This is a genomic window from Pseudomonas sp. Z18(2022), from assembly GCF_036346535.1.
Taxonomy (GTDB): domain Bacteria; phylum Pseudomonadota; class Gammaproteobacteria; order Pseudomonadales; family Pseudomonadaceae; genus Aquipseudomonas; species Aquipseudomonas yamanorum_A.
The window spans coordinates 1,122,925-1,143,826 of the sequence record NZ_JAOTOA010000001.1; the positions used below are offsets into that span (position 1 = coordinate 1,122,925).

24 protein-coding genes, 1 tRNA gene and 1 pseudogene are annotated in these 20,902 nt (G+C 60.0%); 7 read left to right on the plus strand and 19 right to left on the minus strand.

The genetic code is table 11. From position 1 onward, the window contains the following. Positions 1-194: 194 nt before the first annotated feature. Positions 195-1,046, plus strand: coding sequence for a hypothetical protein (locus tag V3W39_RS05140; protein ID WP_330212294.1), 852 nt, complete (start codon positions 195-197; stop codon positions 1,044-1,046). Here the strand turns inward: V3W39_RS05140 and V3W39_RS33730 are convergent. The 6 genes and pseudogenes from V3W39_RS33730 to V3W39_RS05165 all read right to left on the minus strand — a co-directional run bounded on the left by V3W39_RS33730 (position 1,015) and on the right by V3W39_RS05165 (position 7,296). After that, positions 1,015-1,878: a methyl-accepting chemotaxis protein gene (locus tag V3W39_RS33730; protein ID WP_442968393.1), complete on the minus strand. Its 864-nt coding sequence runs from the start codon at positions 1,876-1,878 to the stop codon at positions 1,015-1,017. The two genes, V3W39_RS05140 and V3W39_RS33730, sit on opposite strands and share 32 nt — an antisense overlap. Continuing rightward, positions 1,873-2,655, minus strand: a pseudogene (locus V3W39_RS33735) (MCP four helix bundle domain-containing protein); the annotation flags it as partial. The gene V3W39_RS33730 and the pseudogene V3W39_RS33735, both read right to left, overlap by 6 nt. Before the next feature lie 147 nt (positions 2,656-2,802). Then, positions 2,803-3,186, minus strand: a complete 384-nt coding sequence (locus V3W39_RS05150) for a DUF6124 family protein (protein ID WP_330212296.1) — start codon at positions 3,184-3,186, stop codon at positions 2,803-2,805. A 341-nt stretch (positions 3,187-3,527) separates the two neighbouring features. Beyond that, a complete protein-coding gene (locus V3W39_RS05155; RefSeq protein ID WP_330212297.1) occupies positions 3,528-4,565 on the minus strand; it encodes a histone deacetylase family protein in 1,038 nt (345 codons plus the stop codon). 168 nt (positions 4,566-4,733) lie between these two features. Beyond that, on the minus strand, positions 4,734-5,963 hold the full coding sequence (locus V3W39_RS05160; RefSeq protein WP_330212298.1) for a Zn-dependent hydrolase: 1,230 nt from the start codon (positions 5,961-5,963) through the stop codon (positions 4,734-4,736). A gap of 22 nt (positions 5,964-5,985) precedes the next feature. Then, positions 5,986-7,296 carry an MFS transporter gene (locus tag V3W39_RS05165; protein ID WP_177045016.1) on the minus strand — a complete coding sequence of 437 codons (1,311 nt, stop codon included), beginning with the start codon at positions 7,294-7,296 and terminating at the stop codon, positions 5,986-5,988. A gap of 159 nt (positions 7,297-7,455) precedes the next feature. On the opposite strand from V3W39_RS05165, the gene V3W39_RS05170 reads away from it, so the two are divergent. From V3W39_RS05170 to V3W39_RS05185, 4 genes are all read left to right on the plus strand, one after another. Further along, a complete protein-coding gene (locus V3W39_RS05170) occupies positions 7,456-8,397 on the plus strand; it encodes a LysR family transcriptional regulator (protein WP_330212299.1) in 942 nt (313 codons plus the stop codon). Between the two features lie 113 nt (positions 8,398-8,510). Then, positions 8,511-9,332: an SDR family NAD(P)-dependent oxidoreductase gene (locus tag V3W39_RS05175; protein ID WP_177121684.1), complete on the plus strand. Its 822-nt coding sequence runs from the start codon at positions 8,511-8,513 to the stop codon at positions 9,330-9,332. Between the two features lie 26 nt (positions 9,333-9,358). Continuing rightward, positions 9,359-10,378 (plus strand): AraC family transcriptional regulator, encoded by a 1,020-nt coding sequence (locus V3W39_RS05180; protein ID WP_330212300.1) that lies wholly within the window; start codon positions 9,359-9,361, stop codon positions 10,376-10,378. A 210-nt stretch (positions 10,379-10,588) separates the two neighbouring features. Continuing rightward, the gene (locus V3W39_RS05185; RefSeq protein ID WP_177045026.1) at positions 10,589-10,735 is read left to right on the plus strand and encodes a hypothetical protein; all 147 of its coding nucleotides are present in this window, start codon (positions 10,589-10,591) and stop codon (positions 10,733-10,735) included. 187 nt (positions 10,736-10,922) lie between these two features. On the opposite strand, the gene V3W39_RS05190 is transcribed toward V3W39_RS05185, so the two are convergent. The 11 genes from V3W39_RS05190 to dapA all read right to left on the minus strand — a co-directional run bounded on the left by V3W39_RS05190 (position 10,923) and on the right by dapA (position 18,087). Beyond that, the gene (locus V3W39_RS05190; protein ID WP_330212301.1) at positions 10,923-11,690 is read right to left on the minus strand and encodes an anti-sigma factor family protein; all 768 of its coding nucleotides are present in this window, start codon (positions 11,688-11,690) and stop codon (positions 10,923-10,925) included. Further along, entirely contained in the window at positions 11,687-12,172 is a 486-nt protein-coding gene (locus V3W39_RS05195) for an RNA polymerase sigma factor (RefSeq protein ID WP_177045032.1), read from the minus strand. The genes V3W39_RS05190 and V3W39_RS05195 overlap by 4 nt, the downstream gene beginning before the upstream one ends. A 55-nt stretch (positions 12,173-12,227) precedes the next feature. Then, positions 12,228-12,779: a tetratricopeptide repeat protein gene (locus V3W39_RS05200; RefSeq protein WP_256348142.1), complete on the minus strand. Its 552-nt coding sequence runs from the start codon at positions 12,777-12,779 to the stop codon at positions 12,228-12,230. A 43-nt stretch (positions 12,780-12,822) separates the two neighbouring features. Continuing rightward, positions 12,823-13,380, minus strand: a complete 558-nt coding sequence (locus V3W39_RS05205) for a cytochrome b (RefSeq protein ID WP_330212302.1) — start codon at positions 13,378-13,380, stop codon at positions 12,823-12,825. A gap of 77 nt (positions 13,381-13,457) precedes the next feature. Beyond that, positions 13,458-13,892, minus strand: coding sequence for a type VII toxin-antitoxin system HepT family RNase toxin (gene hepT, locus V3W39_RS05210; protein WP_177045036.1), 435 nt, complete (start codon positions 13,890-13,892; stop codon positions 13,458-13,460). Further along, entirely contained in the window at positions 13,882-14,277 is a 396-nt protein-coding gene (gene mntA / locus V3W39_RS05215) for a type VII toxin-antitoxin system MntA family adenylyltransferase antitoxin (protein ID WP_177045038.1), read from the minus strand. The genes hepT and mntA overlap by 11 nt, the downstream gene beginning before the upstream one ends. A gap of 121 nt (positions 14,278-14,398) precedes the next feature. Then, positions 14,399-14,488 (minus strand) — tRNA-Ser (locus tag V3W39_RS05220). Positions 14,489-14,571: 83 nt separating this feature from the next. Beyond that, on the minus strand, positions 14,572-15,285 hold the full coding sequence (purC, locus tag V3W39_RS05225; RefSeq protein ID WP_003211975.1) for a phosphoribosylaminoimidazolesuccinocarboxamide synthase: 714 nt from the start codon (positions 15,283-15,285) through the stop codon (positions 14,572-14,574). A 27-nt stretch (positions 15,286-15,312) separates the two neighbouring features. Further along, positions 15,313-16,071, minus strand: a complete 759-nt coding sequence (locus tag V3W39_RS05230) for an MBL fold metallo-hydrolase (protein WP_177045040.1) — start codon at positions 16,069-16,071, stop codon at positions 15,313-15,315. A 4-nt stretch (positions 16,072-16,075) separates the two neighbouring features. Next, complete coding sequence (gene bamC, locus V3W39_RS05235; RefSeq protein WP_010176583.1) at positions 16,076-17,191, minus strand: outer membrane protein assembly factor BamC; 1,116 nt, start codon at positions 17,189-17,191, stop codon at positions 16,076-16,078. 17 nt (positions 17,192-17,208) lie between these two features. Beyond that, the gene (dapA, locus tag V3W39_RS05240; RefSeq protein ID WP_177046252.1) at positions 17,209-18,087 is read right to left on the minus strand and encodes a 4-hydroxy-tetrahydrodipicolinate synthase; all 879 of its coding nucleotides are present in this window, start codon (positions 18,085-18,087) and stop codon (positions 17,209-17,211) included. 261 nt (positions 18,088-18,348) lie between these two features. Here dapA and V3W39_RS05245 point away from each other — a divergent pair, with 261 nt between their 5' ends. Next, complete coding sequence (locus V3W39_RS05245; RefSeq protein WP_003172487.1) at positions 18,349-18,909, plus strand: glycine cleavage system protein R; 561 nt, start codon at positions 18,349-18,351, stop codon at positions 18,907-18,909. A gap of 10 nt (positions 18,910-18,919) precedes the next feature. After that, a complete protein-coding gene (locus V3W39_RS05250) occupies positions 18,920-19,393 on the plus strand; it encodes a peroxiredoxin (protein WP_177045044.1) in 474 nt (157 codons plus the stop codon). A gap of 132 nt (positions 19,394-19,525) precedes the next feature. Here the strand turns inward: V3W39_RS05250 and V3W39_RS05255 are convergent, their stop codons facing one another. Both V3W39_RS05255 and V3W39_RS05260 read right to left on the minus strand, forming a co-directional pair. Beyond that, positions 19,526-20,596 (minus strand): AI-2E family transporter, encoded by a 1,071-nt coding sequence (locus V3W39_RS05255; RefSeq protein ID WP_003211986.1) that lies wholly within the window; start codon positions 20,594-20,596, stop codon positions 19,526-19,528. A gap of 40 nt (positions 20,597-20,636) precedes the next feature. Beyond that, positions 20,637-20,876 (minus strand): sulfurtransferase TusA family protein, encoded by a 240-nt coding sequence (locus tag V3W39_RS05260; RefSeq protein WP_003211989.1) that lies wholly within the window; start codon positions 20,874-20,876, stop codon positions 20,637-20,639. Positions 20,877-20,902: the final 26 nt, after the last annotated feature.

Sequence of the window (20,902 nt, forward strand, 5' to 3'; positions counted from 1 at the left end):
GTGGCTTGTCATCGGCGATACCCGATTGAAAAAAGCAGGGTGATGTTGACTCCTGTGCTTGGTACGGTGGCGGACACATGCAAATCCTCTTCACAAATACCTATCGGCAGTCATCAATGGATAAAACAATAAAAAGGACTTCAAGCCCAGCGTCTCTCTATCGCGTGCTTCGACCGGGGTTTTGGCTACTGGGTTTGCTCTGCTTTGCAGCTTTGGGCTTCTTCGCCTGGCAAAGCTTCTACCCGGTCAGCGCTGCCGATGACTGGAGTGTTCAAGTCATCCACCGCGATGTGGAAAAGGCCGCATCGCTGATGCCGATGCCCGACGGTTCACTGATGGTCAGCCAGGAATTAAGCGACGGGCTTGGCAGTATCGTGCGCATCTTGCCCGACGGAAAACGCGAACTGGTTGTAGGAAATCTGTCCAAGCCGGATGGGATGGTCGCCACGCAGGGCGGTTGGGTGTTCAGCCAGGAAGTGGACGGTGCGCCGGTCAGCTTCCTCAAGGATGGCGTCGTCACCGAGCTGTTCAAGGGAGACAGCGTGCAAGGGCTGTGGGACGACGGCGAGTACCTCTACGCCATCGAAGACCGCAAGGTCGGGGCCCGGATCCTGCGCTATCACTGGAGCGACAAGACGTTGAGCGTCGTGCGTGACCAGCTCAGCGAAGGTGAGTCGATCGTTCGCTGCACGGATGGGCGCATGCTCTACACGGAAAAGAAGAAGGGCGTGGTCCGCGAGTTGACTGAAGACGGCAGCGATCCGGTGGTACTGAGCCAACTGAACAAGCCCACCTTCCTGATGTGCGATGAACGCGGGTTATGGATCAATGAGGATTCAACACACCGCGCGCGCTTGTTGTTGATCGACAAGCAAGGGCGCCAGCAGACGATTCTGTCTTTCCTGAAGGCCCCGCAGTCGATTGTGCGTACGACGAAGGGAACGTACCTGGTGGCCGAAGGTGGCCGTAACCGTGTGTTGGAATTGGTGCCGTCCCTGGCACAGGTAGACCCCGTTACAGCTGAAACCGCGCCACCGCCTCATTGAGCGACACGGCCAAACGCGCCAGCTCATGGCTCGATCCGTTGATCTGCCCCGCTCCGGAGGATGATTGCGCAGACAGGTCACGAATGTTGACGATGTTGCGGTCCACTTCCTTGGCCACCTGGGCCTGCTCCTCGGCGGCGCTGGCGATGACCAGGTTGCGCTGGTGAATCTGGTCGATGGAGTCGGTGATCTGGCTCAATGCGCCGCCGGCCCCTTCGGCCAGGATCAAGGTTTCGCTGGCGCGCTGGGTGCTCGATTGCATTGAGGTCAATGCCTCGCTGGAACCCGTGCGCATTGCAGTGACCATCTGGTCGATCTCCAGGGTCGATTGCTGAGTGCGATGGGCCAGCGCACGCACTTCATCCGCCACCACGGCAAAACCCCGCCCGGACTCACCGGCCCGCGCCGCCTCGATCGCGGCGTTCAGGGCCAGCAGGTTGGTCTGCTCGGCGATGGAGCGAATCACGTCGAGCACCTTGCCGATATCCCGCGACTGATCGGCGAGGTTCTGCACCAGGCTCGAGGTTTCACCAATGTTGGTACTCAGTGCCTGAATCGCGCTGACTGTTTCACCGACACGCTGCTGGCCGTCGCGGGCCGTTTCATTGGAGAGCCGCGTGGACTCGGAGGTGGAGACAGCATTGCGTGCCACCTCATCGGCGGCCGAAGTCATCTCGTTGACTGCGGTGGCGGCTTGCTCGATTTCAGCGGTCTGCTTCTGCAGGCTGCGGCTGCTCTGGTCGGTGATGCCGTTGAGGTCGGTGGCCGATGCCGCCATCTGGCCGGCCGACTGGCGAATCAGTTGCAGGGTACTGCGCAGGCTGCCTTGCATGGTCTGCAGTGCCACGAGCAGGCGGGTCACTTCGTCATCGCCGGTGACTTCAACATTTTGGGTCAGGTCGCCTTGAGCGACGTTTTCTGCGGCACGCACCGCGTGGCTCAGCGGACCGACGATGCTGCGCGTCAGCAACCAGGCCAGGGCCACGGTGCTCAACGCCGCCAGCAGCACGAAGCCAAACACCATCGTGCGCGAGCGGCTGTACTGTGATTCGGCCGTCTGGCCTTGCAGGTTTATCTGGGCGTTGTAGTAGTCAGCCAGGGCATTGAGCTGATTGCCAGAACCGTCGACCACGGTTTTCATGTCCACCAGCAGCAACTTGTTCAGCTCGGCGGCCTGCTGCTTGTCGGCAAGGACGAATGACTGGGCAAGACCTTGCTGATACTGACGCAGGGAAACCTGGAACTGATCGTAGAGATTGCGCACCTCGGGCGTGTCGATAACGGCATTCAGGTCGGCGAGTTTTTTCGTCAGGTCCTGGCTGCGGGTGTCCATCTGGCTGCGGTACTGCGAGATGCCGGCCGGATTGGGATCAAGGGCCATGCGCAAGGAAATGGTGCGGATGCGCAGCATGATTTCGCGAATATCCGACACCAGGCGCATTTTCGGCACCAGGCCGCTTTCAACCTGCACGGCACTTTCGCGGATGCTCGCCATGTTCGAGAGCGCAAAGAACCCCAGCAGCGCCACGAGCAAGGCAATCAAGGCAAAACCGAGACCCGCGCGGCGGGCGATGGACAGATTGCGGAGCGACATGGCGATTCTTCTCATTATTGGTATACGACATCGTATGACAGCGTTTCGGCCAGGCGGGGCAGGACTTGAGGGAGATTCGTGGGAAGTTAGCGGATATAAATCAATGACGAAAAAGCCCGCTGGCTTTTAGCTACAGCGGGCTTTGCGGGGCGTCGGAGGCGGTCACAGATTGGCGGGGTTATCAGCCGCAAATTGACGGTCAAGTACCGAGTCCACCAACGCCTGAGCATTCTCGATCAACTGGGCCAGGCCCATGGTCAGGCGGTAGTGAATGCTGTCTTGGCCATCGGCGCAGCGGTAGGCCGTTTCCAAGGCTGAGGACAGGATTTCGGTGGCGTTGGCCAGTGCTTCTTCGGTGCCTACATCCGCACCTACGCTGAAAATCCTGCGAGGTGGGCGTTCGTCGGTTTGCGCGGGTTCAGGCGCAGGTTCGCGCAAGTAATGGTCGAGTGCCCGTTGTGCCGCGTCGGACATTTTGCCGTCGGTGAGTTTGTTGCGCGCACGGGCGCCAAAGGAATCAGGGGGATTGGGGGTGATCTTTTTCATGGTGTAGCTCCACGTTGTCAGAAGGAGCTGCCATTCCCCTGCTGTCAAACAGGATTGGGTGGCAGCTGTACGCGGGTTGACAGACCGGAAACGTGGAAACCCGGCGCACCCGAAGATGCCCCACGTACAACCGCCATAACAGATAGGCACAGACAAGCGTCTGGAGCCATATACGGGGAAGTACAAAGATCGCACGTTATTCGGTCTGTCAAAACCGGCCGCCATGAGGGCGACGGCGCGAAGGTTACCGCCGCCTTCCAGGCAGCGCAACCCTGCATAGTTCGCTCAATAAGCAAGCCACAGACATACCTTGAATGCACCTCCCGGACGACCCGGTTTCTTTATTCCATCAGCGCTGTTGCCCACGCCCGCGCACTTCCAAAAAACGCCTGCGCATTACTGTCCAGCGTCTCCAGGTGATACCCGCCTTCCTGCACGATCACACACGGCAGCCCCAACCCACGAATACACTCACCCAACCGCGCAAACCCTTCCCGCGTCACCGCCACTTTGCTCTGTGGGTCCAGTTCGTAGATATCGAACCCCAGCGACAACACCAGCACATCCGCCGAGAAGTCCTTCACCGCTTTTAACGCCAGCTCCAGCTTTTCAAAGAACACCGCCTCACTGGCGCCATGGGCCATCGGCAAATTGAGGTTGAAGCCCTCCCCCGCCGCCGCACCGCGCTCCTCGGCAAAGCCTGCAACGCCGGGATAGAAGTTGGTCGGGTCGCCATGAATCGACACATAAAGCACATCGTCACGGTCGTAGAAAATCTCCTGGATGCCTTGCCCGTGGTGCATGTCGGTATCGAGCACGGCAACGCGTTCGAAGCCATCGCGCAACGCCTGCGCCGCAACCGCCGCATTGTTGATATAGCAAAACCCACCGGCGGCATCAAAGCGGGCGTGGTGACCCGGTGGACGGCACAACGCATAGGCGGCGGGCGCACCGTCGAGAATGTCCTGGGCGGCGGCCACGGCGCTTTGGGCGGACCAGTACGCCGAGCGCCAGGTGAGTTCGCCAATTGGGCAACTGCCGTCGGCGAGGTAGCGCGCCGCCTGGGCAAGGACGCCGCGCAGGGCGTTGGGCTCGCGCACGAAGATGTTGGACATGACTTCGTCGCCCCAGTCTTCGGGGATTTCTTTCCAGCGCGGGTAGGCTTCCTGGAGGAAGGTCAGGTAGGCCGCGCCGTGCACGGCCAGCAATGGATCAAGGCCGTGGTCGCGGGGTTGCTGGATGTCGAAGCCCAGGGTTTGCGCGGCCAGCAGCAGGTTGCGGGCGCGCTCGGGTACTTCCTGCGGGGTGCGCATCTGGCCGCGTGAATAGTAGCTGCGGGGATGGTGCAGGAGTTGTTCGGGATGGAAAAAGGTACGCATGGGATTTCTCCTGATGGGCACACATCTGCGGTTGAACACCGGACCTGTAGGAGCTGGCTTGCCTGCGATTGCGGTGGCTCAGATACACACTTGTTGCCTGAACCACCGCTATCGCAGGCAAGCCAGCTCCTACATTTTGATCGTGTTCAACCTTGCAGAAATGTTTCGTTAATTAGCCTGGCCGGCGCGTTTCAGCACGGCATTGAGCAATACATCGGTGCCCTGGCGAACATCCTCGGGCAGCACATCTTCGGCTTCGTTATGACTCAAGCCGCCCACGCACGGGATGAACACCATCGCCGTGGGGCAGAACCGCGCCAAGTGGATGGCGTCGTGGCCGGCGCCGCTGACGATGGATTGCTGGGCATAACCCAACGCATCCACCGCCGACTGCACACACGCCACACACTCGGCATCAAACGGCGTCGCCGGGCTGACCCAGTGCGGGCTGACGGTGACGCTCAGGCCACGCTGGGCGGCGATGTCCTGCAAGCGCGCGCGCACGTGTTGCTCCATGGCTTCAATGTCGGCGTCGCGGTGGTGGCGCAGGTCGACGGTGAAATTCAGCAGGCCAGGAATGGTGTTGCGCGACGACTTGGCGATGCTCAATTCACCCACCGTGGTCAGGCCCTGCGGCGCAGAGTCGGCCGCCAGGTTTTCCAGCGCCTGGATCATCTGCGCGGCACCGTACAGGGCGTCCTTGCGCAGTGGCATCGGCGTGGTGCCAGCATGGGCGGCCATGCCTTCCACGCGCACGTCGAGCCAGCGAATCGCCTGGCCACCGGTGACCACGCCGATGCTCTTGGCGTTGTCTTCCAGGATAGGACCTTGCTCGATGTGCGCTTCAAAATATGCATCCACTGCGCCGCCCAATGGGCGCTCGCCGTTGTAGCCCGTGCTGCGCAACGCATCCGCGACGCTGATACCGTCGATATCCTGAGTGGCCAACGCCTTGTCCAATGCCAGGGTCCCGGTGAACACCGCCGAGCCGAGCATGGCCGGGGTAAAACGGGCGCCCTCCTCGTTGGTCCACACGGCAATTTCCAGTGGCTTGCGGGTTTTGATGCCGTAGTCGTCAAGGCTGCGGATTACCTCCAATCCGGCCAGCACACCATAGACGCCATCAAAGCGCCCACCTTCGGGCTGGGTGTCGAGGTGGCTGCCCATCATCACCGGCGCAGCCTCGTGGTCGGTACCCGCCCGGCGGGCGAACAGGTTGCCGATGGCATCCACACTCAAGGTCAGCCCGGCGTCTTCACACCAGCGGCTGAACAGTGCGCGGCCGGCCTGGTCTTCGGCGCTCAACGCCAGCCGGCAACTGCCGCCGCGCGCCGTGGCGCCGATCTCGGCCATGGCCATCAGGCTGGCCCACAGGCGCTCACCCTTAATCTTCAACATACAAACGCTCCAATAAAGCTCATCAAGCCATTTCAAGACGGTGGGCTGTGGCGTGGCGGCGGGACAACGCGAGTACACACACCAGCGACACCGCCGCAATCGCGCTGTAGAACACAGCCATCGGCCACCACTGGCCCTGGTATTCATGGGCCAGCCAGGTGCCGATCAACGGCGTGAGGCCACCGGCCAGCGCACCACACACTTGGTAGGCCAGGGAGATGGCGGTGTAGCGCACTCGGGTTTCGAACAAGCCACTGACGAAGCCGGCGATCACCGCATAAAACGAGGCCATGCACACCACGGCCAGGGCGATGCCGAGGATGATCAACGGTGCCTGGCCGCTGCTGACCAGGACGAACATCGGATACGGCGAAGCCATTGCCAGCAGCGTCATGGCACACAGAAAGCGCGTCGCACCGACCTTCTCCGCCACCCAGGCCGCCAGCGGCTGCACGCAGAACTGGATGATGGCCACGACAAACAGGCATTCCAGAATCAACGAGCGCGGCAGGTTAAGTTGCTGGGTGGTGTAGGCAATCATGAAGGTGTTGGTGAAATACACCCCGGCAATCCCCAGGGTGTTAGCGCCGATGCACAGCAGCAGCGGGCGCCAGGCCGTTTTCAGCACTTCAATCACCGGGGCCTGGTCCTGGGTGATGGCCCGGGCTTTTTCCGCCTTGGCCTTGTCTTCCAGGAACTCAGGGGATTCGTTGACGCCCAGGCGGATCGCCAAGCCGACGATCAACAGCAACGCACTGGCCAGGAACGGCACGCGCCAGCCCCAACTGAGCAGGTCGGCTTCCGGCAGACGGGTCACTGCGCTGAAGGCCAGCAGCGACAGAATCAAACCCGCCGGGCTGCCCAACTGGGCAAAAGAAGCAAAGAAATTGCGACGACCCTTGGGCGCATGTTCGCCGGCCATCAGCACCGCCCCGCCCCACTCGCCGCCTACGGCAATGCCTTGCACCACGCGCAGCAGTACCAGCAACACCGGCGCCGCGACACCGATCTGCGCGTAGGTCGGCAACAGCCCGATGCACACCGTCACCACGCCCATCATCACCAGGGTGATCACCAGGGATTTCTTGCGACCGATACGATCGCCGATATGCCCAAACACGATGCCGCCCAACGGCCGGGCGAAGAAGCCCACGGCAAAGGTGCCGAACGCGGCCATGGTGCTGAACAGTTTGTCGTCGGAAGGGAAAAACAGCTGACCGAACACCAGCGCGGCGGCGGTGGCGTAGATGTAAAAGTCGTACCACTCGATCATGGTGCCGATAAAGGCGGCGGCCGCGGCACGGCGAGGCTGCGGCGAAGCGGAAGGCTTCATGGGGTTGGCTCCTTTGGTTATTTTTTTGGCAGGAGAAAGGTCTGGCGCATGCGCTCTGATGGCGCTGAGTGAGGGTGATTTTTCGTCTCGACGCTATGATTAGTCAATTTTCTATTTATTATTCCAATTATAAATCCTGCTTATTATCGAGCTGTCGCCATGTCTGAAAACCGCCGCGATTTTCACCCGCTGCTCAATGACCGCCTGGACTGGAACCTGCTGCGCACCTTCCGGGTGATCGGCCAGGAATTGAGCATCAGCCGCGCCGCCGCGCGCCTGCACCTGACCCAACCGGCCATCAGCCAGGCACTCAAGCGCCTGGAAGAACAGCTCGACTGCCAGCTGATTGCCCGGCGCGGCCCGCGCTTTGTGCTGACCGAAGCCGGCGAGCAAATCTTCGCGATTGCCGGCGAGATGTACGGCCAGGTCTCGCAGATGAGCAACGCCCTGCAAAAGCCTGACGACGAGGTGATCGGCAAGGTGCGCTTGCTGATGATCAGCCGGATCAATTCCGACACCTTTGATGACTTCCTGGCCGACTTCCATCGCCAGCATCCCAGGGTCGATCTGGACGTTGAGGTGATGCGCAGCTCCGACATCGTCGCCGCCTTGCTGGAAAAAACCGCGACCTTGGGCCTGAGCCTCAATCGCCGGCCGCAACCGCGCCTGGAGCAGCACCTGTTTCTGCGCCAGCGTTATGCGTTTTTTTGCGGGCGGCATCACCCGTTGTTTGGTCGCACCGGTTTGGCGGAGGGGGATTTGCAGTCGGAAAATTTCGTGAGTTTCACCAGCGACCAGATCGGCGGGATGCTCTCGCCGTTGACGATATTTCGCGACCAGCAGGGCTTCAGCGGGCGCATCGTGGCGTCGTCCTCCAGCCTGGAAGAGGTACGCCGGTTGGTGATTGCCGGGTTTGGCCTGGGCTGCCTGCCGATTCATGTGGTGGCCGAGGATGTGAAGAATGGATTGCTGTGGCGCCTGCCGCCGGACGAAGGCATTACCGACGTGGATATCCACCTGCTGTGGAACCGCGAGCAGAAGATGAGCCGGGCGGAAACGGTGTTTATCGAAAGCCTGTCGGCCCGACTGGCCGCGGAATAAATGGCGTAAGTTGCAAGTCACTTGGCGCCCTCTTGCTAGTGTATGAAAAGGGCCCGTCCACCATCATTCGTTCACAGGTTGCTCCCGCTGTCTCAAAACGAAGAGGTGTTCGAATGTCCAGAATATGGTTTATCACCGGCAGTTCCCGCGGCCTCGGTCGCTCGATTACCGTAGCCGCCCTGCGCGCCGGTGATCGCGTAGTCGCCACCGCCCGCAACCCCAAGCAGTTGGATGACCTGGTGGCCGAATACGGTGAGGCGGTTTATCCCGTCGCGCTGGATGTCACCAACAACCAGCAGGTGCTGGAAGCGGTGGATGCCGCGGTGAAACGTTTTGGCCGCCTGGATGTAGTGGTCAATAACGCTGGCTACGGTGATCTGGCTTCGGTGGAAGACGTGACGCTGGAGGATTTTTCGGCGCAGATCGACACCAACTTCTATGGTGTGGTGCACGTCAGCAAGGCGGTGGTGCCGGTGTTGCGGGCCCAGGGCAATGGTCATATCTTCCAGGTGTCGTCGCTGGGTGGCCGCATCGGCATGGCCGGCCTGGCCGCGTATCAGAGTGCGAAATGGGCAGTCGGTGGATTTTCCACAGTGCTGGCACAGGAAGTCACGCCACTGGGCATCCAGGTGACCGTTCTGGAGCCGGGCGGCATGCGCACGGACTGGTCGGGCAGTTCCATGACGATTCCGGCCATCAGTGAGCCCTACCAGCAAACGGTCGGCGCCCTGGTTGAATTGCTCAACTCACCCGGCATCCTGCCGACGGGTCCGGAGCGGGTTGCCGAAATCGTGCTGGAACTGGCACTGAACAAAGACGCCCCGCTACGCTTGCTGATCGGCAGCGATGCAGTGCAATACGCCGCCCGGGCAGCGGCAGACTTGGCCGAGTCGGATAAAAAGTGGCACGACCTCAGTGTGTCAGCCTCGGATTAATCTCACGGTTTGGAAAAAGGTGCTGCATGTCTGACGCGACCCAACCCCGTTTCAACATACCGGATGTGTTCTGGCAGGCGCTGAAGAACGTCGGCCTGGAGCCATCGGAGGTGTTGCGTCAGGCACGCTTGCCCATGACCTTGCACCTGCGCGAGCGGCGAGACCGGCGGCAGGTGACAACGCTGGAATACTTTCGCTTGTGGGAGGCGGTTCGTACGCTTAATCCCGATCCGGCTGTGGGCATCTTGCTGGTGACGCAGTTGGAGATCGCCGCGCTTGCGCCCTCCAGCTTTGCCGCCTTTGTCGCCCGGGATTATCGCGATGGCCTGCACCGCCTCGCCCGCTTCAAGCAACTGTGCACGCCCGAGCGCCTGCTGGTTGCCGAGGATGGCCGCACCTGCACGGTGACCATCGACTGGTTGCACACGCCCGAGTTGCCGCCTGCACGCTTGATAGACGCGGCGTTTGCCACATTTGTCGAGTTGGGCCGGCGGGGCTCCCGCGCACAGGTTATTCCTCTGAAAGTCGAACTGGCTCGCCCGGACGAAGGTAGCCGTGCACTGGCCGAGTTTTTTGGCTGCTCCGTGAAGTTTGGTGCCGGGCGCAATGCGTTGGTGCTGGATGCCGCGGATCTGGATCGATCCTTTCCGGGATACAACCCACAGATGCTGGACATGCTGAACCCCAGCCTGGTAGCGGCGCTGGCCGAGGCATCGGCCCCCGTCAGCATCAGCCATCAGGTGAAGATCACCCTCAAGCGGATCCTGGCCAGTGGTCGGCCCGAGATGGTGGAGGTCGCGCGGGAACTGGGCATGAGCGAACGCACGTTGCAACGGCGCATTACCGAGGCCGGCACCAGTTTCAGGCAACTGATGCTGGAGACGCGCCAGGAAGTGGTGCGCCACTTGCTGACCGAACCGACGATCGAAATAGACGAGATCGCCTGCCTGGTCGGTTATGAAGACACCAATTCGTTTTATCGGGCGTTTCGCTCATGGGAAGGCACGACGCCGGCGCGTTGGCGGGCGTTGTTGGAGAAAACTTGAAGTATGCGAAAAGGTAGCGAAGCCATTACCGCCAGCTAAATGAAGATTTGCCCGACGGCGTTATCAGCCTCGTCCTTCCGCCAAGCTCTTGAGCGGCTATCAAGCCAATCGATATAGTCCCTTTCCTCGGCCCATCAAGCCTGCGGTTTGCTCGGCTATCACTATTCACATAAGCTGAACGCTATGAACACACTTCCTTCGGAGGCTCCGATGGCCACCACCAAAAAGACCGAGAAGCCGCGCAAAAAGGCCGTCAGCGGAGAGCTGAGCTTCCTTGATGTACGGCAAGCCGCGCGTGATGGACAAAAAGCTTTCGACACCTTTGTGATCAGCGGCAAGCTTCCAATCTCCAAGTAGGATTGAATGCCCGCTGTCAAAATCTCTCCTCTATTTCAAAAAATCAGTCACTGGGAAAATTCGGACCTGATGCCCACAGTCGTACCGAGTGGGGCTCATTTCTGCGCCCGGTTCATAGCGATATGGTTGCGCCTTGGATACTCGGGAGAGTCATCTATCCCGATATTGATGATTGAGTGTCGTATTTTTAAGTGGACAAAGCCTTCTCGGCACTGCGCGCCATGATCTGCAAATCCTCAAACGGGTTTCTGCCAAGCAACATGAAGGCATGGGTTGGGCTGGACCAAAACACCACGTTCAGGCCACGGCGCTGCTCGGTGGCCATGGCCACAGCGCCTTTTTTTGCGGCCGTGATGCACAGCGCCAGCGGGCCGTGGCGCGGATCGAGGTAGGTCAACTGGCCGATCAGTACGCCGTCATAATCGAGGATTTGTGCGCGCCTGAACTCAGCGCCGGGCAGGCTTATCGCCGCCGGGCTCAGCGGCAGGCCGAGTTGGCGCCCTACCAAGCCCAGTTGGGCGATATGCGACTCAGGGTCAGTGCTGAGGTTTTCCAGGGTCTGGGGCGTATACAGCGCCATATATTCTGCGACCGAAGCACGCCAGCCCGAACCGGGCTCAGGCCGGGGCCACGTCATGAACAGCCGATCAGCGACCACGCCGGCCACCGCGAAGCTGGCCGCCACCGCGAGAAACCTGCGTCGGCTCAGGGCCGGTGCCGGGGCCGGTGGCAAGGCATCAAGCATCGCCTGCAAACGCGCGGTGGGGGCTTGATCGAGCACCGAATCGAACGCGGCTTTGAACGGCAGGTGACCGCGCTTGAGCTGCTCGACGCGGGCCGTCACGGCGGGGTCAATTCCCAACAGATTATCGATAAGCTGGCGCTGGCTGGGGTCCAGCTCGCCATCGAGATAAGCCACCAGCAGTTCATCCGACGGTGGGGTATTTTGAGTCATCGTCGTTCTCCGCTCGATTTATCCAGCAAGCCACTTGAATGCGCCGTTTCAGCCAGCTTCAAGCGCGCAGCAGCCAGTCGGCTCATCACCGTTCCCACCGGGATGTGCAGGACCTCGGCAATTTCCTTGTATGAAAGCCCTTCGACATAGGCCAGGAAAACCGTCTCCCGCTGGGCTTCGGGCAGCGCATTGACGCGCTTGATCACCTGCGCGGCCAACACGTGGTCCTGGGCCAGGGTTTCGCCGTCGAATGACAATGCCTGCTCGGCATCGACAAACCCCTGCCCTTGCCGCACGCGCTGCGAGCGCAGTTCGTTAAGCCATATCGAATGCATGATCGTCAGCAACCAGCGGTCCAGCCGCGTGCCGGCCACGAACTGGCCTGCACGCTCCAGCGCCCGCACGCAGGTGGCCTGCACCAGGTCATCCGCCACATGCTTTTGTCGCGACAGCACCCAGCCGTATCGCCATAAACGCGGCAACAGTTGGCTTAACTCACGGCGTAACTCGGCGTCTGTGGTGATGGCGGTCTCCCGTTTAAGCCTGAGGCGCAGCGGCTATGGCTTCGGCCAGGTCTTCGTACTCTTCACAGGTGGTGCCGCACAGGGTTTTGATTTTCACCAACTGCTCTTGGGCCAGGTCTACACGGCCCTTGATGACGTAAGCCTCACCCAGGTACTCACGGACTTGTGCATAGCCAGGGTCCAGTGCCACGGATTTGAGGTAGTAGCTGATGCCTTCATCGGTGCGACCCAGCTTGCGGGTGGCGTAGCCGCGGTAGTTCAGGGCCTTGGCGGTGTTCGGATCTTGCAGCGTGTCGAGCAGTGACAGGGCTTCGTCGTAGCGCCCGTCCTTGGCCAGGCGATAGGCGTAATCGGTGCGGTCGGCGTCCGACGTGGCTTTGCTGGTTTGCAGCACGCACTTGCCGGTCTTGGTATCCCAGACCTGGCCTTTGGGGCAGTTGGGCTTGGGCGGCGCCGACTCATCACCGGAAGCATGGGCCTGGCCGGCCAGTAGCGCGGCGGCCATACAGGCACCGAAGAATAGAGCGGTGCGGTAACCAACGGCGTGTTCGTGACGACTCTTCATGGCGTTAATGCTCCGTAACGATAGGGAAAGTACAGCAGCAAACTCAGTGTTGACGATCGCCCCGAGGGCCGGGCAGCATGCGGCGCAGCGTGCTGTCACGCTGGATGTAGTGATGCCACAGCGCAGCGCAGGCATGTAGCCCGGCGAGTACGATGATCGCCCAGGCGACATTGTTGTGCAGGCCGCCCAAGGTGCCACGCAACTCGTGATCGATCACAAACGGCGCAGGCACCGGGAACAGTCCAAAAAAGTTGAAGGGCTCGCCCTGAGCCCAGCGGAACAGGAAGCCCAGGATTACCTGCGTCAGTAGTAACAGGTATAGGCAGCCGTGGGCGATTTTGGCGGCCACGTTCAGCGCCGGGTGCGTGTCGGCCTTTGGATGATTGCCACCGAACAGGCGCCAGAGGATACGTGCCGCGATCAGCACCGCCATGGCGATGCCCAGGGAGATATGAACAGATTGCAGGCCTTTGCGCAGTGGCGTGCCTTTTTCCAGGTTTTCCCAGATGTGTGCGCTGGCGAACATGAAGATCACCAGGGCGGCGGTCAGCCAGTGGAAGGTGCGGGTCAGGCGGTCGTAGCGGTCGGTTGGGGTGTTCATGGGCGTTTCCTGGGTGGTCTGTGTGGTGAACACCGCAACAAGGAAACTTATTCAGAGGGAGGGGAGAATTTTACAGATCAGACCTGTTTACTTTCCAAACCTGCATCCTTGATCAAAATATGCGAACTGAATGCCAGAAAATCACCAAGGTGTTTCGTGATGATCGCAACGGTAATCGGCAATTGAAGCGTCTGGTACTCGTGAACAGCAATGTTACGGAACCCGACCATGTTTTTCAGGTTGGTCAGCAACGCAGGATTGACCCAACCGCCCTGACATAACAACTCAAACACATCACGGGCTCCTTGTGGAACGCCCAAGCGCTCACGACGAATCAGGTGCTGGCCCATGTCCAGCGCGGCTTCACACGCTCGCTGAATATTCAGGATCGCCGCATCCTGGCGCGTGAAATCGGTAGCGAAGCTGGTGGGATCTTTATCGTATTCCTGACGGGCGCGAGCAACGCAACGTTCAATGCTGGCTGCTTTATTGATGAGAACATCATCGACCATACACATTCCCTTCCTTCTGGATATCCGCCAACAACTCGGCTCTTGCCGTGTCCAACGCGGTTTTTTCGCTCAGGACGTAGCTCTCGAAGAGACCTGCCTGGATACTCCCGGACCATAGCCGACGTCCGGTGGTCAATACCTGGTATTGCATCACTGTTGAGGCTGCGCGCAAATCAAGCAAGTCGACTGGAACGCCAACTATATCGGCTAATTCCCCGGAAAGCCGCCATAGCGATAAAGGCTCGACCACTCCCGCAGAAAGAACGGCAACATCCAGGTCGCTCTCACTGCCAGCCTCACCAGTCACTTGGCTACCGAACACATACACAGCCAGTAGACCTGGGACTTCAACCTGTAGGTGCGCCAGTACTTTTTCAAAATTCATGACTGATGTCCGAATCGCCAATTAACGAAGACCGTAGCAGAATTCATTATGTAATTTCTGACTGAAAGCAAAAAACCCCTGACAACATTGAAGTTATCAGGGGTTTTTCGTTTTTCAATAATGGCGGAGAGATAGGGATTCGAACCCTAGGTACCGGTGAAGGTACAACGGATTTCGAATCCGTCCCATTCGGCCACTCTGGCATCTCTCCAACGGCGCGCATCATAACAGCCTGTTTCGTGGAAGCAAAGCGCCTGAGCGATTTTTTTCCGTGCTATCAGATGCTTGCGTCGATTACAGCGGTACGCCGAGACGGTTGGCGACTTCTTCGTAGGCTTCGATAACGTCACCGAGGCCCTGGCGGAAGCGGTCTTTGTCCATCTTCTTGCGGGTGTCTTTGTCCCACAGGCGGCAGCCGTCCGGGCTGAACTCGTCGCCCAGGACGATGGAGCCGTCGTGGAACACACCGAATTCAAGTTTGAAGTCCACCAGCAGCAGGCCGGCGTCATCGAACAGTTTGCTCAGGACGTCGTTGACCTTCAGCGACAGTTCTTTCATGCGAGCCAGTTGCTCAGCGGTGCCCCAACCGAATGCCACTACGTGGGATTCGTTGATGAACGGGTCGCCCTTGGCGTCGTCCTTCAGGAACAGTTCGAAGGTGTAAGGATTGAGCTTGAGGCCCTCTTCCACGCCCAAACGCTTCACCAGGCTGCCGGCGGCATAGTTACGCACGACGCACTCGACCGGGATCATGTCGAGTTTTTTCACCAGGCATTCGTTGTCGCCCAGCAGTTTGTCGAATTGGGTCGGAATGCCGGCCGCTTCGAGTTTCTGCATGATGAAGGCGTTGAACTTGTTGTTCACCATGCCTTTGCGGTCGAGCTGTTCGATGCGCTTGCCGTCGAACGCCGAGGTGTCGTTGCGAAACAGCAGGATCAGGCGGTTGGCGTCGTCGGTCTTGTAAACCGATTTGGCTTTGCCGCGGTAGAGTTCTTCACGTTTTTCCATGATGGGCTCCGCATTACGTTAGGTGGGCTAGGCGATGTGTCGCCAGTCGAGCCCTGAATCTTGATCGGCCAGTTGCAGCCAGTCCGGGTCGCACCCAAGGGTGTCGACAAAACATTGCCGGGCAAGCGTCGGCAGGTTGTTCTTGCTGCTCAGGTGGGCCAGCACCAGGTGTTGCAGGTCTTGCCAGCCCAACTCATACACCAGGTACGCCGCCTGGTGGTTGTTCAAATGTCCAAACTGCCCGCCGACCCGCTGCTTGAGAAAAGCCGGGTAGTGACCACGGGCAAGCAGGTCACGGCAGTGGTTGGACTCGATCATCAATGCATCGAGGTCGCGATAACCGTCCAGCACCTTGGCGCAGTAGGAACCCAGGTCGGTGAGCAGGCCGAAACGTCGCTCACCGTCACTGAATACGTATTGCGTCGGTTCCTGGGCATCGTGGGCCACTTCAATCACATCAATGCTCAAGGCACCGATCTGCAATTGCTCGCCACCGGCCAGCAAACCTGCGGGTTCAATCGGTTTGCGCATCCCGCGCAAGGTACCGCGACTCAGGTACACCGGAAGATTGTAGCGCCGAGACAGCAAACCCACGCCATGCACGTGGTCGGCATGTTCGTGGGTCACCAGAATCGCGCTCAACTGCGTGGGGTGAACCCCCAGGCGCAGCAGGCGCCGCTCGGTTTCCCGCAGGGAGAAACCACAATCCACCAGGACGTACGTGTCGTCATGGGCTACAAGCGTGCCGTTCCCTTGGCTACCGCTGCCGAGAACGGCAAAACGCATCGGATCAGCCCAGGTTGTCCTGAATCACGCCCAACACTTTGCGCGCCACATCGGCCGGCGCCACGGTGTTGATGTTTTTCTCGACGGTGACTTGCACGCTGTCGCCTACCTTGCTCAAACGAACCTGGTAACGCTCGGCACGAGTTTCGATCTCTTCCTTGGTCGGCTTGCTGCCGAACAATTTGCTGAAGAAACCAGGCTCATCGTCTTTCTTCTCGGCTTTTTCGGCCAGGTTGATGTAGTACAGGCCCAGGCTGCGGTTGATGTCTTCAACGCGCCATTCGCCGTGTTCCAGCGCGCGGCCGACACTCGACCAGGCGCGATCCAGGTCTTCACCCAGGTTGAGCACGACGTTGCCGCTGCCGTCTTCGCTGAGGCTGACGCGGCTAGGCGTGTCAAAGCTGCCGGCGGCGAGCAGGGAGACGGAACCGCCCTTCTCGGAGATACGGCTCATGCTGGCGAGCATTTCGTCGACCAGGGCCGCGTCCACGCCGGTGTTGACCGAGCGCGGGGTGAAGTCGACGTTGGCGGTGCTGCCGGCAGGACGCTCGGCGCTGACCACATAGACTTCACTGGTATTACGCTGCACGCCTGGCTCGATACGCACGCGGATGCGGGCTTCGCTGTCATTGGCTACGCCGCCGGCTTGCAGGCGCTTGGCCATGGAGGCCGACAGTTCGCTGGTGTGCTGCCACGCGGTGGTGAATTCACCGGTCTGCGGGCGTTGCTCGTCAATGCGGAAACCGTTGTCCTGGAAGAACTGCACGGCCACCGGCCAGACTTCGGCAGGTGGGCGCTGGGCCATGACCCAGCGGGTGTCGCCGCTCTTCTGCAGGCTGTAGTCGCTGGCATCGGCCACGGCCGACAACGGCTGCGGACGTGGCACTTCGTACTCACCCTTGAAGGTGTCGTCGGCCACGTTGCGCGGGATCGGCAGCAGCGGGTCAAGGCGCTTGGCGACATTGACGTCCGACGGCAATTTCATCGGGGCGGTTTGTTGGGCTTCCAGGTAATCGCTACCGCGGTCGCGGAAGTAGCCTTCCGGGCCCCAGATCCAACCGCAGCCACTGGTGCTGGAGATAATCAAGGCAAGTGCGGAAAGTCCGGCCAATCGCTTCATGCGTAGTGCTTCCTCAATTAAACCAGGACGCCGGACTGGCGCAGGGCCTGTCGCAGCGGTTCGTGACAGGCTTCGCTGAGCCAGGTGAGCGGCAGACGGATACCGTCCGGCATCAGGCCCATCTCATGCAGCGCCCATTTCACGGGGATAGGGTTGGATTCGATAAACAGGGTTTTGTTGAGCGGTGCCAATTGCTCGTGGATCGCCCGGGCCTTGACCGCGTCACCGGCAATGGCAGCGGCGCACAGCTCGCTCATGGCGCGCGGTGCGACGTTGGCAGTCACCGAGATGTTGCCTTTACCGCCCAGCAGGATCAGCTCCACCGCCGTGGCGTCGTCACCGGAATACACCAGGAAGTCGCTGCTGACGCCGGCCAGGATGTCCTTGGCGCGTTGCAGGTCACCGGTGGCTTCCTTGATACCGATGATGTTCGGTACGGTGGACAGTCGGATCACGGTCTCGGCCTTCATGTCGCAGGCGGTGCGACCGGGCACGTTGTAGAGGATCTGCGGGATATCGACCGCTTCGGCGACGGCGCGAAAGTGCAGGTACAGGCCTTCCTGGGTCGGCTTGTTGTAGTACGGCGTCACCAGCAGGCAGGCATCGGCGCCGGCTTTCTTGGCGTTCCTGGTCAATTCGATCGCTTCGCGGGTCGAATTGGCGCCCGTGCCGGCGATGACAGCAATACGCCCTGCAACGCGCTTGACCACGAACTCGATCACTTCGATGTGTTCTTCCACATCAAGTGTGGCCGATTCACCTGTGGTGCCGACCGCCACGATGGCGTTGGTGCCCTCTTGCAGGTGGAAGTCCACCAGTTTGCCCAGGCTGTCCCAGTCGAGATTACCTTGTGCATCCATGGGTGTGACCAGTGCCACCATACTGCCCGCAATCATGCAACCGCTCCTGCCGGAAAAAGAGAGCGGTAATGGTACTGGCGCCAAGATGCTTGTACAAGCGAAGTACCGCCTGAGGATGCGTTCTGGATCAACTTAGTTCGCAGCAACGCCATCATTGGGCCAAAGCAGGGTTTGATGAAGCTGATTACGTAATGAAAACGCCACCTCCTAGCCCTTGGCGATGGTTTTCGCTACCCTTCATCCTTTGATTGATACCGCTTTCATCGTATCGACCGCTCATCGCTTTAGGAAGGCTGCATGTCCACCCCCACAGTCCGCGAACAATTCCTTGTCATCAGTGCCCTTGGCGCCAACCCCATGGAGCTGACTAACGTCCTGTGCCGCGCCAGCCATGAAAACCGCTGCGCCGTCGTGACCTCCCGCCTGACCCGCCATGGCGAGTGCAGCGCGCTGGTCCTGCAGATTTCCGGAACCTGGGATGCCCTGGCCCGCCTCGAAACCGGCTTGCCGGGTTTGGCCAAGAAGCATGACTTCACGGTCAACGTGGTGCGCAGCGCCGCCCTGGAGAACCGTCCCCAGGCCCTGCCCTACGTGGCCTATGTCAGCTCGGCCTACCGCTCGGACATCGTCAATGAGCTGTGCCAGTTCTTTATTGACCACAACGTCGAACTGGAAAACCTGACCTGCGACACCTATCAGGCCCCGCAGACCGGCGGCACCATGCTCAACGCTACCTTTACCGTGACCTTGCCGGCCGGAGTGCAGATCAGTTGGCTGCGCGATCAGTTCCTGGATTTCGCCGATGCCTTGAACCTCGATGCGCTGATCGAGCCTTGGCGCCCACAGAACCCAATGTAAGGAAGTTTTCATGGCAGTAGTCATCGACAAACCGGTAGACGATTTCGAAGCCCAGGCCACCAGTGGGCAGACCTTCAGCCTTGCCGGGCTCAAGGGCAAGCAAGTGGTGATCTACTTCTACCCTAAAGACAGCACGCCGGGCTGCACCACCGAAGGCCAGGGCTTTCGTGACGAGCACGCCGCGTTCAAGGCCGCCAACACCGAAGTATTTGGCGTGTCCCGGGACAGCGTGAAGTCCCACGAGAACTTCAAGGCCAAGCAGGAATTCCCCTTTGAGCTGATCAGCGACAAGGACGAAGCGGTTTGCCAGCTGTTTGATGTGATCAAACTGAAGAAGCTGTATGGCAAGGAATACCTGGGTGTTGACCGCAGCACCTTCCTGATCGACAAGGATGGCGTGCTGCGTCAGGAATGGCGTGGTGTGAAGGTGCCAGGCCATGTGGATGCTGTATTAGCAGCGGCGCAGGCGCTGAACAAGGCTTGATTCACTTGCTGGCTTTGGAATAGCTATCGCAGGCAAGCCAGCTCCCACATGTGCTCGTTGTTCGACATGACAACTCAGCCAATGTGGGAGCCGGGCTTGCCCGCGATGAGGCCTGCACCGGCAGCACAAATATCAGAGTAATGGCGCTACAACCGGTTCCTGCCGGGGCCAGGCGTCCAGCACCGCCTTGAACAGCGTCGCCAGGGGAATCGCGAAGAACACCCCCCAGAAACCCCACAACCCGCCAAACAACAATACCGCACAGATGATCGCGACCGGATGCAGGTTCACCGCCTCGGAGAACAGCAGCGGCACCAGCACGTTGCCGTCCAGCACCTGGATGATGCCGTACACCGCCATCAGGTAGATGAACTGATCACTCCAGCCCCACTGGAACAGCGCGATCAACATCACCGGCACCGTCACCACCACCGCGCCGACGTAAGGCACCACCACTGAAACCCCCACCAGCAGCGCCAGCAGGGCTGCATAGTTCAGGCCCAGCGCGACAAAACCGATGTAAGTGACCCCACCGCAGATAAAGATCTCGATGACCTTGCCACGGATGTAGTTGGCAATCTGCCGGTTCATTTCCTCGGCCACCCGGGTAATCAGCGCCCGTTCACGCGGCAAGTAGCCACGCACCCAACGACCGATCATCTCGCGGTCCTTGAGGAAGAAAAACACCAGGATCGGCACCAGTACCAGGTAGATCATGATGTTGACCAGCAGCGGCAAGCTCGAAAGGGAAAAGGTCAGCGCCCATTGCCCGAACTTTCCGATTTCACCGCGGGCCACTTCAATGGCCTGCAGCACCTGCTCGTCCGACACCAGGTGCGGATAGCGCTCGGGCAGCAGCAAGAGCAGCGACTGCCATTTGGCAAGCATGCCCGGCAGTTCGTTGAACAAGGTGATCAACTGATGCCACAACAAAGGCACCACAATCACGATAAACACCAGCAAAAGCCCCATGAACAAGGCAAATACCAGGCCCACCGCAGCCCCGCCCGGCAAGCGCAGGCGCTCCAGGATGGAGACCAGGCCTTGCATCAGGTACGCCAACACCATGCCTGCCAACACCGGCGCCAACATGCCGCCCAAGGTGAGCACCGCCGTGAAGGCGAGAAACAGCAGGACGGCCAACACCACGGCTTCCTCATCAGAGAAGTAGCGCTGAATCCAGTCACGTAACACTTTGAACATCAATTAACCTCAGGCGATAAGGACAGCATATTCAAGCGATTCAGGCCTTGCGCAACCAGTAACGATAGACGCCCGCTTCGTCTTCTTCATGCAGCAGGGTGTGACCGGCCAGCTTGGCAAACGTACGGAAATCCCGCTGGGAACCCGCGTCGGTGGCGATCACCTTGAGCACCGCGCCGCTGGCCAGCCGGTTGAGTTCCAACTTGGCCTTGAGCAAGGGCAGCGGGCAGTTAAGGCCACTGGCGTCCAGTTCGGCATCGAAGGCTACAGCGTCAGTCATGGTTTTGCTCCGGGTGGGCGTCGGGG